Genomic DNA, 12,618 nt, shown 5'->3' with positions numbered 1-12,618 from the left:
GCTGTCAGGCCCTGACGGCCTCGATGTCGATCTCGAGCGTGACCCTGTCGGACACGAGCAGTTCCCCGCCCTTGAGCACGGCGTCGAAGCTCATGCCCCAGTCCTTGCGATTGATCCTGCCCGTCGCGGAGAAGCCTGCGACGGTGTTCCCGTTCGGGTCCTCCGCCGCGCCTGCGTACTCCGCCGAGAGGGTGACCTCCTTGGTCACTCCGCGCATCGTGAGGTTGCCGGTGAGCTGGAAGTCCGTGCCGTCGACGTCCGAGATGCCCGTCGATTCGAAGACGATCGTGGGGTTCTCCTCCGCCAGGAGGAAGTCTCCGGACTGCAGGTGGCCGTCACGCTGCTCGTTGCCCGTCGTGATGCTGGAGGCTGCGGCTTCAGCTCGGACCGTGCTGTTCTCGAACTCCTCGCCGACGGCGATCGCACCGCCGATGACCTGGAAGTGGCCGCGGACCCTCGAGACACCGGCGTGACGCGCGATGAACGCGAACTGCGAGTGACCGGCGTCGATGTTCCAGGTACCGGCTGTCAGGTTGGGCAGAGCAGTCATGCAAATCTCCTCAAGTCGTGGTGTGTGGCTGCATCACCCACCATAGTTAAACTTTAAACCAACTGCAAATCGGTGCCCCTCTTGACCCGTATTCGATCACCTGTTCTAATCGAGGGCATGAGATGGGAAGCGCAGTCCACAGCACAGGTGGCGGGCCCGCTGCAGATACCCGGCCTGCTGCGCACGACAGCGTCCCCGGAATTCGCGGGGATGCGTTTCCACGAGGTGATGGCGAAGTCGGCGCTCAACCGGGTCCCCGCTCGCAGCTCGATGCCCTTCTCCTGGACGATCAACCCCTACCGGGGCTGCTCGCACGCCTGCGTCTACTGCTTCGCACGCAGCACCCACACGTACCTGGACCTGGATTCCGGCGACGATTTCGACCGCGAGGTCGTCGTGAAGGTCAACGTCGCAGACGTCGTCCGCGCAGAGACCCGCCGTCGCTCGTGGGCGCGCGAACATGTGGCACTGGGGACGAACACGGACCCGTACCAGCGCGCGGAGGGCCGCTATCGGCTCATGCCGGGCGTCATCGAGGCGCTCGCGGACAGCGGCACGCCCCTGTCCGTCCTCACGAAGGGAACGCTGCTGCGACGCGACCTGCCCCTGCTCGCACGTGCGGCGGAGGAGGTCCCGGTCGACCTCGCGATGTCGATCGCGGTGTTCGATGACGACCTGCAGGCCTCGATCGAACCGGGGACCCCGACGACGAAGGCCAGGCTCGCGACCGTCCGCGCGGCGGCGGACCTCGGATTCCGGGTGAGCGTCTTCCTCATGCCGGTGCTCCCCTACCTCACGGACTCCACCTCGCAGCTCGATGACGCACTGCGGGGGATCGCTGACGCCGGCGCGCACCGCGTCGTCTACGGAGCACTCCACCTGCGCCCCGGTGCGCGGGAATGGTTCCTCACCTGGATCCGCGACCACCGCCCCGACCTCGTGGGCGCCTACGAGGGGATGTACGCCCGTTCCGCCTATGCACCGCAGGCATACCATCGGATGCTCGCGCGCCGCATCCGGCCCCTCATCGAACGCCACGGCCTGGCGGGCACCGACGACGAGGACACAGACTCACCGGTCGAGCGGGGCCGGGCGGCAGGCAGGACCGCGGACAGAGCGACCCACACGGGCAGGGCCGCAGACTCCGCGATCCAGCCAGCACTCTTCTGAGGTCGCCTTCGTGTCCGCGATCGTCCGCCCGGCGAGGAACGCGGCGCAGAAGGACGCGACGACTCCGAACCTGCGCAGTCCTGGACGACCCGCCCCACAGGGCGAATCATCCCGAGCGACGCGCAGCGGCCGGCTCAGAAGTCGAACAGTGCCGGCAGCGCTATGAGGAGGGGCATCGCCGATCCGGGGGGGGCGACGTCGAGGACCAGGTCACACTGCGCATCCCCGGTGCGCCCTCGGATCAGAACCAGACGTCGGCCAGCAGCTCCAGCGACCGATCCCGCACCTGGGGGTCGAACGCGTACGTGGCGGTGATGAGTTCGTCCGCGCCGGTCCGCTCGACGAAGCCCTCCAGCTGCTGCTTCACCGTCGCGGGGGAACCGACGGCACTGATCTGCAGCATCGGGTTGTTCCCGCCACCGCGGGCGGCGAGCGCGTCCGGGTCGATCGGCGGCTGGAGCTTCCTGCGGCCACCGGTGCGCAGGTCGAGGAACATCTGCCCGACTGTCGTGAATTCCCGGGCCGCCTCGTCATCGGTGGGCGCGACCATGACGTTGATCCCCGCCATGATGTACGGCTCGTCGATCTGCGCCGTCGGCGCTTCGGTCGTGAACGATTCGCGGTAGACCGTGATCGCCTGGTCGAGCTGGTCGGGGGCGAAATGGGAGGCCACGGAGAACGGGAGTCCCAGCTGGCCGGCGATGGCCGCCCCGTTGACGGTGGAGCCCAGCACCCAGATCGGCACGTGCGTGTGGGCGGACACCGCGGAGATGATGGGAGTGCTGTACGCCCTCCCCTGATCGCCGAACCAGCCCTGCAGGTCGTAGATGTTCTGCGCGAACGCCTGGGGCTCCGCAGACGAGCGGGCGAGCGCCTGCGCCGTGAGCTGATCGGTGCCCGGCGCCCTGCCGAGGCCCAGGTCGATGCGGTCTCCGTGCATGTTCGCAAGCGTCCCGTACTGCTCCGCCACCATGAGCGGCGCGTGGTTGGGCAGCATGACACCGCCGGACCCGACACGGATCCGCTCCGTGGCCGCCGCCGCGTGTGAGATGAGCAGCGACGTCGCGCTGGCGGCGAGGTTCACGGTGTTGTGGTGCTCCGCGAACCACAGGCGCCGGTACCCCAGACGGTCCGCCAGCTGAGCGGACCGCACCGACGAGGCGATCGCATCCCGCGCCGTCGAGCCGTCGGAGATGGACACCAGGTCGAGAATGCTCAACGGAACGGACACTGCGGGGCTCTCCTCACATCGGGGGTGCACGGGGACTCGGGGGTGCACGGGGGTCGTCGTCCTCAACCCCGCCACCGAGGCGGTCTATTCCTTCCCGATCCCACCCTCCTGGATTCCCCGCTCCCACCCTCCTGGCGCACCCTCCCCGGAGCCCCCTGCCTCCGGACACGTATGGCGGCTAGTCTGGTGGCGGCGGGCACCCCTGCCGCCGGAACCCCTCAGAACAAGGAAGGCTGACTGACATGGCACTCCCCTCCATCGCCACCCTCGCCCTGCGCGGAGTCCCCGGCGCATTCATCCTCAACTCCGGCGTCGGGAAGCTCGACATCGACGAGGACACCGCGACTTTCCTCCACGGCGAGGCCGCCAAGGGGGTCCCCGCTCTGGAGGAACTGGACCCCCAGCTGTTCGGAAAGCTGCTGGCCTTCGGTGAGATCGCCGTCGGCAGCGCACTCCTGCTGCCCTTCATCCCCAACCGGATCGCCGGGCTGGCCCTGGGCGGACTCTCCGCGGGACTGCTGAGCGTCTACTTCCGCGACCCGGAGAAGACCGAGGCCGATGGCATCCGCCCGTCCGGCGCGGGCACTGCACTCGCCAAGGATTCGTGGATGGCCGCGATCGCGCTCGCGCTGGTCACCGCCGGCGGGAAGAAGTCGAAGAAGTCGAGGAAGCCGAAGAAGACGACGTGAGAGCCGCGTTCCGATCCGGTTGATTCCTCGACCGGTCTACCCTGGACGGCGCCGTGCAGTGACCGTAGGGTGAGCACCACACGGAAAGGCAACGTGCCTTGCCAGTGAGGAGGCGAATCCCATGACAGATATCTCGCAGTCCGACGTCGTCAAGACACTTCGCGACGCCCCGTGGGTCATGGTGACGACGGCGCGCCGGGATCAGAAGCTCATCGCGCACCCCATGGTCCCCATGGAGGTCACCGAAGACGCAGACGCATGGTTCTTCGTGTCGCTCTCCGGAGGCCAGGCCGATGCCCTGCAGCAGGGCTCCGAGGTCAACATCGCAGTGTCGTCCGCAGGGACGTGGCTGTCCGTGTCCGGTCGCGCGGAGTTCGTCGACGACCCCGCGAAGATCGACGAACTGTGGAACAGCGACGCGGAGGAGTGGTTCGAAGGCGGTCGCACGGACCCGTCGCTGGGCCTGCTGCACGTGACCACCGAATCCGCACAGTACTGGGGCACACCGGGCGGCGCGGTCCGCAGTATCGCGGAACTCGTGAAGTCGCGGGTCACCGGAGGCAGGCCCGCCGGCGGCACCGACACCGTCCCGCTGGACTGAGCCCGGCGAGCCGGACTCCGACCGAGGAGGACCCTCGCATGGTCGACCGAGCGGGAACCATCGGGCTCATGGCCGACCCCGGCGTCCCGATGCGCGTCGCAGAGCGCATCGCGGGCGCGGTCGCCCTGGAGCTTTCGGAAGAGGCGGAGAGCGCCTGGGACGTCGAGATCAGCCAGCAGCGCCTGCCGTTGAACACGGAGGGCGAGATCCCCGTCTTCCACTACTCCGAGAAGCTGCGGGACTCCCACAGCTGGGACTACCTCGTGTATCTGACGGACCTGCCGCGCCTGGGCACGGATCAGATGCTTCTGTGCCAGGCGAGCGCTGATGCCCGGACGGTCCTGCTGTCCGTGCCCGCCGTCGGTGCCCTCCGCACGACGCGGAGGGTCCAGAAGCTCGTCACGGCACTGGTGAGCTCAGCGCAGACGAACACGTTCGACTACCCCTCCGAGAAGCTCATGAAGGACATCATCGGCGCCCGGAGGGTGCACCGGTATGTCGAGCCGGAGCGGAACGACATCGTGAGCGTCCACCTGTCCGGCTGGCTCTCCGTGCTCGACCTCCTCACGGGAATGATCCGGAGCAATCAGCCCTCGAAACTCCTGCCTGCGCTCACGAACTCGATCGCCCTCGGAGCGGCAACGGGAGCCTTCGGCATCTTCTACGGTTCGATCTGGGAACTGTCGGACTCGAGTTCCCCGTGGCGACTGCTGCTGATCAGCGCCTCCGTCATCGCAGTACTCGTCACCTGGCTCATCGGCCGCAACGGATTGTGGGCGCAGGGTCGGGAGGCCGCCACGCGGCTGCAGCCGCGACTGGACAACACGGCCACCATCGCCACGGTGGGTTTCGGCGTCACGATGATGCACCTGGTGCTGTGGTGCATCCTCTTCGTGCTCGGCCTGATCGTGGTCGACATGTCGTACCTGCAGGAGCAGCTGGGCCACCGGGTGAGCATGATCGAATACATCCACCTGTCCTGGCTCTCCGCCTCCCTGGGCACGCTCGCAGGCGCCCTGGGATCGAACTTCAACACGGAGGACGCGATCCGCGAGGCGACGTACAGCAGGCGCGTCTATGAGCGCCGGAAGCTCGCAGACTCCTTCGAGGACCCCGACGACGCGGACGAGTGACCCCGCCTCGTCCGCGCCCGCCCGCGCGACAACGGAGCCGCTCGCCCCCGGCCGAGCCCGCGCACATCCCGCGGAGGCGCGGACTCTCAGAGCTCTCACACCTCCCCCTCCCACCTGGGAATACGCTCCTCGAGCAGGGCTTCCAGGGCAAGCCCCCTTGTTATTTCTCGAGAAGTGCCGTTTCATCGGAGAAGAAGCACCCGACGACGAAGCGGGTCACTGCGATGGCGGCGGGATCCGCCTGCAGACGGCCTTCGCAGCGAGAGGCAGGGAACATGGAACACTGTCGGTTCCGGGAGCCGGGGCGCGTGCGGAACGCGCTCTCGTCACTGCAGCAGAGCGTGGACTGCACGGATCACGTCGTCCGCCCTGACTCCCAGCAGTGCCGGATCGGGAGTGCGGGCGAACACGTCCCCGCGACGGACCGTCGGATCGGTGAGCACGCGGTGGGGACCGGGCGGCGGACCCCACTGGGCGGGGGGCGCCGGACCGAAGAGGACCACGGACGGGACTCCGAATGCGCTGGCCAGATGTGCGGCGCCCGTGTCCGCGGAGACGACGATCCGCGCAGCCGCGATCGTCGCGAGGAAGCCCTCCAGACTCTGCGCACCCGCCACGGTATGAAGCCCGCACGCGGGCCCGACGAGAGCGGCGACCTGATCAGCGCGCTCGCGCTCGGCACCGCTGCCGGTCAGCATCACTCGACGGCCGGCGCCCAGCAGCGCCCTCGTCACCTCCGCGAACCGCTCCACCGGCCAGTGCCGGCTGGCGTGGGCGGCCCCGACGTGGACGACCGCACTGTCGGGCTCCCCCGCGCCCCTGCTGCCGACCGGCAGGGCCAGCCGGAGGTCCGCGGCATCTCCGGGCAGCTCGCACGCGTGGAGCACCCGCACCCAGCGGTCCCGTTCGTGGATGTCGTCGATCCAGGCGGGCCCTTCCCAGTCGGGCGCCGCGTGGCCGATCTGCCGAGGCGCACGCAGCGCTTCCAGCCGGCCGCGGCTCTCCGCACCGTTCCCGTGCAGATTCACCGCGACGTCGACGACGCCGGGCGGGACGCCGAGCGGCGCGTCGAGGCCGCTGGTCGGCAGCAGATCGTCGACGCCTCCCACGAGGTCGACGACCGGCCGCAGCCACGGGGCGCACGCGAGCACCAGCCGATGGTCGGGAAAACCGGCCCGCAGTCCGCGCAGCGCAGGCACCGCGACCAGGAGGTCGCCGAGCTTCAGCGCCCGCAGGGCCAGCACGATCGGTCTGCTCATCAACGTCCCCTGCCGGAAGCCATCCTCTTCGACCGTGACGATACCCTCATCGCCGACGTGCCCTACAACGGCGACCCCGACCTCGTCGCGCCCATGCCGGGTGCGCTGTCAGGCCTTGAGCGGATCCGCGCACTCGGCATCCCAGTGGGTGTCGTGAGCAATCAGTCGGGCATCGGCCGCGGGATCCTCACCCGCGCCCAGGTCGAGGCGGTGAACGCCAGGGTCGAACAGCTGCTGGGACCCTTCGACGTGTGGGAGATCTGCCCGCACCGGGCGGAGGACCGCTGTCCGTGCCGCAAGCCGGCGCCCCGCATGCTCGTGGACGCGTGCAGCACGTTGGGGGTCGCGCCGCGTCGCACAGTCTTCATCGGCGACATCGGCGCGGATGTCCAGGCAGCCGCAGCGGCGGGATGCACGGGCATCCTCGTCCCCACCGCAGTGACGCTGCAGACCGAGGTCGATGCAGCCGCCCACGTCGCAGTCGACCTCGCCGCGGCGATCGACCTGTGCCTCGACGAAGGGGGCCGGTCATGACGAAGGTGCTCGCGGTGCGCCTCGACAGCCTGGGCGACGTGCTGGTGACGGGACCCGCGATCCGGGCGATCGCCTCGGACCCGGACGTCTGCGAAGTCGTCCTGCTGTGCGGGCCGCAGGGACGCGCCGCAGCCGAGCTGCTGCCCGGTGGGGTCCGCGCCCTCGAATGGGCCAGCCCGTGGACGATCGTGCCGTCCCCCGCAGTGACCCAGCAGCGCATCGACCGGCTGCGGGAGATGATCGCGGCCGAGGACTTCGACGAAGCGGTCGTCTTCACGTCGTTCCACCAGTCACCCCTGCCCCTCGCACTGGTCCTCCGACTGGCGGGGGTCCCCCGCATCACCGGCGCCTCCACGGACTTCCCCGGCTCGCTGCTGGACGTCCGCCTCAAGCCCGGTGAGGACTTCCCCGAGGATCAGCCCGAGGTCGAGCGCGGCCTGGCGATCTCCGCCGCCGCCGGCTACCGACTGCCCGAGGACGACGACGGCCGGATGCGGATCACCGACCCCAGCGGGTCGTACGTCGACGCAGGCGGACCCGAACGGCCCTACATCGTCCTCCACCCCGGCGCCGCTGCTCCCGCACGGATGTGGCCGCCCCAGCACAGCGCCGCGGCGGTGGAGCTGCTCGCCGCCCGTGGCGACCGGGTGGTGGTCACCGGAGGACCCGCGGACACAGAGCTGACAGCCGCGGTCGCCGGCACCTCGGGCATCGACCTGGGCGGCGCGCTCGACCTCGCCGCCACGGCAGACCTGCTGCAGCACGCGGAGGTCGTCATCACCGGCAACACCGGGCCGGCGCACCTGTCCGCGGCAGTCGGCACACCCATCGTCAGTCTGTTCTCCCCCGTCGTCCCCTCGATCCGGTGGGCGCCCTACGGGGTGCCCGTCGAGCTGCTCGGCGACCAGACGGTCGCCTGCCGCGGCACGCGGGCACGCGACTGCCCGGTGCCGGGGCACCCGTGCCTCGCATCCGTCCGACCTGAAGACGTCGTCGCAGCCGTCGACCGCCTGCGTGCCGCCCACCCGCGACCGCTCGCGCACGCCCCCGCCGAAAGGAGCGCACTGTGAGGATCCTTCTCTGGCACGTGCACGGCTCGTGGACCGACGCGTTCGTGCACGGCGACCACGACTACTTCCTGCCGGCCCTTCCCGAAGGCGGGCCGTGGGGACTCGGGCGTGCGGACCGCCCCTGGCCGCAGTCCGTCCACGAGATCCACCCGGAGGACCTGGCCGCAGGATCGTTCGACGTCGTCGTCCTGCAGCGCCCCGAGGAGGTCGACGAGGCTGCGGAGCTGCTGGGCCGCACGCCCGGCGTCGACATCCCCGCCGTGTACGTCGAGCACAACACTCCGCGCGGGAACGTGCCGGACACCGTGCACCCCCTGGGCGACCAGACCGCGATCCCGATCGTGCACGTCACCCACTTCAATCGGCTCCTGTGGGACAGCGGGCGAGCGCGGACCCACGTCATCGAGCACGGCATCCGCGACCCCGGCCCGCTCTACACCGGCGAGATCCCGCACATGGCGTTCGTCGGCAACGAGCCGGTCCGCCGCTGGCGCGTGACGGGTGCGGACCTGCTGCGCGGATTCGCTGACGCGGGCCCCATCGACGTCTTCGGGATGGGCATCGACGGTCTGCCCGACGCCACCGGTCTGTCGCCGGACCTGCTCACGACCGTGGGAGATCTGCCCCGCGGTGAGCTCCACCGGCAGATGGCCCGCCGGCGCGTGTACATCCACCCGGTGCGGTGGACATCGCTCGGGCTGTCCCTGTTGGAGGCGATGCACCTCGGCATGCCGGTCCTCGCGCTGGCCACGACGGAAGCCGTGCGGGCGGTGCCGCCGGAGGCAGGGGTCGTGTCCGCCGACGTGGCGGACCTGCACCGCGCAGCCGCACGTCTGCTGGCGGACCCCGACGAGGCGGCGCGGACGGGACGGCACGCCCGCTGGTTCGCTCTCGCGCGATACGGCCTGCAGCGCTTCCTCGACGACTGGGATGCGCTCCTCGCCCGGGTCGCCCACGACAGCGGCGATCTCCTCACCGTTCCGTACACCCCCAGAAGAACCGAACGTCCGGCGCCCGTGCCCCGGGCCCAGGAAGGCGGAGAGTCATGAAGGTCTCGATGGTTTCGGAACATGCCAGCCCACTGGCCGCTCTCGGCGGCGTGGACGCGGGCGGACAGAACGTCCATGTCGCGGCCCTCTCCAGCGCTCTGGCCGCCCGCGGACACTGCGTCACGGTGTTCACACGGCGCGACGACGCTGCTCTGGACGAGATCGTCGACTGCGACGAGGGCGTGCGGGTCGTCCACATCACAGCAGGCCCCGCGGAGCACGTCCCGAAGGACGACCTGCTGCCGCACATGCAGGAGCTGGGCGGGGGCATCGCCGCGTTCTGGGAGGCCCACCCGGACCTCCGGCCGGACGTCGTCCACTCCCACTTCTGGATGTCGGGGATCGCTGCCCGGACCGCACTGGACACCGCGGGCCTCACCGCGGTCCCCCTCGTGCACACCTTCCACGCGCTCGGCACCGTCAAGCGCCGCCATCAGGGGGTGCTCGACACGAGTCCCCTGGACCGTCCGGTCCTGGAGCCGCGCGTGGGGCAGGAGTCGTCGCACATCATCGCCACGTGCCGCGACGAGGTGTCCGAGCTGACGGCGATGGGGCTGAGCGCTGACGACACGACGGTCGTGCCGTGCGGCGTCGACCTCGGCCTCTTCGGCACCGGCGACGAGGTCGAGGACACAGGCGGTCGGCGCCGGATCGTCTGCATCGGCCGCCTCGTGTCGCGCAAGGGCATGGACCTCGTGGTACACGCCCTCGCCCAGCTCGTCGCCCGCGGGTACGACGACGTGGAGCTGCACGTGGTCGGCGGCGGCTCCGGACAGCAGGACCTCGATGCAGACCCGGATGCGGTCCGTCTGCGCGGTCTCGCCGACGAGCTCGGGGTGGCCGATCGTGTCCACCTGCGGGGCCAGATCCCCCGCGAGCAGGTCCCCGCCGTGCTGCGCAGCGCCGCGATGGTGGCGTGCACGCCCTGGTACGAGCCGTTCGGCATCGTTCCCCTGGAGGCGATGGCCTGCGGGGTCCCCGTCCTCGCCTCGCGCGTGGGCGGCCTGCAGGACACCGTCGTCGACGGCGAGACCGGGTTCCACGTCCCGCCCCACGACCCCGACGCCATCGCCGAGGCCGCAGCCCGGATCCTCGACGACCCGCACCTGGGTGCCGTGATGGGCCGCAACGGGCAGGAGCGGGTGCGGCAGCAGTATTCGTGGTCCGTCGTCGCGGCGGCCACGGAGGCGGTGTACGAAAGGATGCTCCGCAGGAGCACCCCGGACCGCAGGAGCGATTCCCTCTCCTCCCACTTCGACGGCGCCGTCGCCGCCCTCGAGTCGCTGCGCCGGCAGTCGTCGACCCTGCACCGCTGGGGCCACGAGCTCGCCGCCCGACTGAGCTCCGGGCAGCGCCTCTTCACAGCGGGCAACGGCGGCTCCGCGGCGGAGGCACAGCACCTGAGCTCCGAGCTCGTGGGCCGCTTCGCCGACGACCGCCCACCGTTCTCCGCACTGGCACTCCACGCGGACTCCTCCGCTGTCACCGCGATCAGCAACGACTACGGGTACGAGCAGGTCTTCGCCCGGCAGCTGCAGGCCCACGCGGCCCCGGGCGACGTCGTCATCCTCCTGACGACGAGCGGCAAGAGCCCCAACCTCCTCGCGGTGGCGAAGGCCGCCGCGGAACGCGGGGTCACCGTCTGGGCCCTCACCGGTCCCTCCCCCAACCCGCTCACCCGGCTGTGCGACGACGTCGTCGCGATCGACGCGCCCGCGGCGAACGTCCAGGAGGCGCACCTCATGGCGGTCCACGCGCTGTGCCGCGTATTCGATGCGGAGGTCGACCGCACGTCCGCTCCTGCCCTCGCACACCTCGGGCCCGCACCGCGGATGGCTCCCCGTGGCCGTGTGTCGAGCAGCCGCTCGGTGACCGTCCGTCACGGAGAGACGCGCCGTGGAGAGGAGGTCCTGCCATGAGGATCGCAGTGGTCGGAGACGTCCTCCTCGACGCAGACGTGCACGGCGCGGCCCACCGCCTCTCACCCGACGGGCCGGTACCCGTCGTCGACGTCGCCGAGGTGGCCCACCGTCCGGGCGGTGCGGGGCTCGCAGCCCTGCTGCTGGCCGCGTCGGGCTGCCAGACGACCCTCGTGACCGCGATGGGTGACGACGAGGACGCCGATCGTCTGCGCTCCCTGCTCTCCGACGTGCAGCTGGCCGTCGGTCCTTCCGGCGCACCGACACCGGTCAAACGACGGGTGGTCGCGAACGACCAGGTCATCGCACGACTCGACGAGAACTGTGGGCGGGGAGACCCTCCGCAGCTCACACCGCAGATGATCTCCGCGCTCCGGTCCTCAGACGGGATCCTCGTCGCCGACTACGGGCGGGGCCTGTGCGCGCTGCCGGAGCTCCGGACGGAGCTCACCGCGCTGGCGCAGCGGATCCCGGTGGTCTGGGACCCGCACCCCCGCGGCGCGGACCCGGTGCCGGGTGCCGCCGCCGTCACCCCGAACCTCACAGAGGCATGCGCCACAGCGGGGATCGGATCCCCCAGCCGCAGGCACGCGGCCACCGCCGCAGCGGACCTGGTGGGGCGCTGGTCGGCACGATCGGTCGTCGTGACGCTGGGCACCGGAGGTGCAGCCGTGGTGACGGACGACGGCGCGCTGCCGCAGTTCATCCCCGCGCCGCACCAGGCCCACGGGGATGCCTGCGGGGCCGGCGACCGCTTCGCCGGCAGCCTAACCCGACAGCTGGCGCTCGGCACTGACATCGGACCCGCGGTCGAGCACGCGGTCGCCGCCGCCTCGGCCTTCATCGCCGGTGGTGGGGTCTCTTCCCTTGATCCCACCACTGCGGGAACAGACGGCGCTCCCCGCGGCGGCTCGTGCGGCGGCTCGTCGATCCCGGACGTCCAGCAGCGCACTGCGGCGATCCGCCGGGCCGGCGGCACCGTCGTCGCCACGGGAGGCTGCTTCGACCTGCTGCACGCCGGCCACGCCCGCACACTGTCCGCCGCGCGGAGCCTGGGCGACTTCCTCATCGTGTGCCTCAATTCGGACCCGTCGATCCGGCGGCTCAAAGGCGACGGGCGGCCCCTCATGCAGGAAGCGGACCGTGTGGAGCTCCTCGAGGCACTCGAATGCGTCGACGCCGTAGTCGTGTTCGGCGAGGACACACCGGAGGAGGTGCTGTCGGAGCTGCGCCCGGACCTGTGGGTCAAGGGCGGCGACTACGTGAGCGAGACGCTGCCCGAAGCGCACCTCCTCCGGACATGGGGCGGTCAGGCCGTGACAGTGCCCTTCCACCCCGCACGCTCCACGACACAGCTGGCGGAAGCGCTTCGGATCGTCAGCTGACCCTCCACCCCGAGAACGCACAACCCGT

At 70.6% G+C, this 12,618-nt stretch carries 12 protein-coding genes; 9 read left to right on the top strand and 3 right to left on the bottom strand.

The window, feature by feature from the left end; genetic code table 11:
* Positions 1-4 precede the first annotated feature (4 nt).
* Positions 5-550: a YceI family protein gene (locus JFC09_RS05300; RefSeq protein ID WP_198392970.1), complete on the bottom strand. Its 546-nt coding sequence runs from the start codon at positions 548-550 to the stop codon at positions 5-7.
* A gap of 117 nt (positions 551-667) precedes the next feature.
* On the opposite strand from JFC09_RS05300, the gene JFC09_RS05295 reads away from it, so the two are divergent.
* Positions 668-1,720 carry an Rv2578c family radical SAM protein gene (locus JFC09_RS05295; RefSeq protein ID WP_198392969.1) on the top strand — a complete coding sequence of 351 codons (1,053 nt, stop codon included), beginning with the start codon at positions 668-670 and terminating at the stop codon, positions 1,718-1,720.
* A 241-nt stretch (positions 1,721-1,961) separates the two neighbouring features.
* Here JFC09_RS05295 and JFC09_RS05290 read toward each other — a convergent pair whose 3' ends face one another.
* Positions 1,962-2,951 (bottom strand): LLM class flavin-dependent oxidoreductase, encoded by a 990-nt coding sequence (locus tag JFC09_RS05290; protein ID WP_198392968.1) that lies wholly within the window; start codon positions 2,949-2,951, stop codon positions 1,962-1,964.
* 242 nt (positions 2,952-3,193) lie between these two features.
* Between JFC09_RS05290 and JFC09_RS05285 the strand changes: the two genes are divergently transcribed.
* The 3 genes from JFC09_RS05285 (at position 3,194) to JFC09_RS05275 (ending at position 5,374) form a co-directional block, all read left to right on the top strand.
* Positions 3,194-3,640, top strand: a complete 447-nt coding sequence (locus tag JFC09_RS05285) for a hypothetical protein (RefSeq protein WP_198392967.1) — start codon at positions 3,194-3,196, stop codon at positions 3,638-3,640.
* A gap of 121 nt (positions 3,641-3,761) precedes the next feature.
* Entirely contained in the window at positions 3,762-4,241 is a 480-nt protein-coding gene (locus JFC09_RS05280; protein WP_198392966.1) for a pyridoxamine 5'-phosphate oxidase family protein, read from the top strand.
* A 38-nt stretch (positions 4,242-4,279) separates the two neighbouring features.
* Positions 4,280-5,374: a hypothetical protein gene (locus JFC09_RS05275; protein WP_198392965.1), complete on the top strand. Its 1,095-nt coding sequence runs from the start codon at positions 4,280-4,282 to the stop codon at positions 5,372-5,374.
* 326 nt (positions 5,375-5,700) lie between these two features.
* On the opposite strand, the gene JFC09_RS05270 is transcribed toward JFC09_RS05275, so the two are convergent.
* Entirely contained in the window at positions 5,701-6,633 is a 933-nt protein-coding gene (locus JFC09_RS05270) for a glycosyltransferase family 9 protein (RefSeq protein ID WP_198392964.1), read from the bottom strand.
* Between the two features lie 57 nt (positions 6,634-6,690).
* Between JFC09_RS05270 and JFC09_RS05265 the strand changes: the two genes are divergently transcribed.
* Genes JFC09_RS05265 through JFC09_RS05245 form a run of 5 tightly spaced genes read left to right on the top strand, consistent with a single transcriptional unit; the run spans position 6,691 to position 12,590 of the window.
* On the top strand, positions 6,691-7,167 hold the full coding sequence (locus tag JFC09_RS05265) for a D-glycero-alpha-D-manno-heptose-1,7-bisphosphate 7-phosphatase (protein ID WP_332839660.1): 477 nt from the start codon (positions 6,691-6,693) through the stop codon (positions 7,165-7,167).
* On the top strand, positions 7,164-8,237 hold the full coding sequence (locus tag JFC09_RS05260; RefSeq protein WP_198392962.1) for a glycosyltransferase family 9 protein: 1,074 nt from the start codon (positions 7,164-7,166) through the stop codon (positions 8,235-8,237). Before JFC09_RS05265 ends, JFC09_RS05260 begins: the two co-directional genes overlap by 4 nt.
* Positions 8,234-9,286 carry a glycosyltransferase gene (locus JFC09_RS05255; protein ID WP_198392961.1) on the top strand — a complete coding sequence of 351 codons (1,053 nt, stop codon included), beginning with the start codon at positions 8,234-8,236 and terminating at the stop codon, positions 9,284-9,286. Before JFC09_RS05260 ends, JFC09_RS05255 begins: the two co-directional genes overlap by 4 nt.
* On the top strand, positions 9,283-11,205 hold the full coding sequence (locus tag JFC09_RS16865; protein ID WP_198392960.1) for a glycosyltransferase: 1,923 nt from the start codon (positions 9,283-9,285) through the stop codon (positions 11,203-11,205). The genes JFC09_RS05255 and JFC09_RS16865 overlap by 4 nt, the downstream gene beginning before the upstream one ends.
* Positions 11,202-12,590, top strand: a complete 1,389-nt coding sequence (locus tag JFC09_RS05245; protein WP_198392959.1) for a PfkB family carbohydrate kinase — start codon at positions 11,202-11,204, stop codon at positions 12,588-12,590. Before JFC09_RS16865 ends, JFC09_RS05245 begins: the two co-directional genes overlap by 4 nt.
* Positions 12,591-12,618: the final 28 nt, after the last annotated feature.

The organism is Brevibacterium yomogidense, from assembly GCF_016107685.1.
GTDB classification, from domain to species: domain Bacteria; phylum Actinomycetota; class Actinomycetes; order Actinomycetales; family Brevibacteriaceae; genus Brevibacterium; species Brevibacterium yomogidense.
Note: the sequence above shows the minus strand (reverse complement) of the source record. Positions and strands in the feature narration are given on the sequence as shown.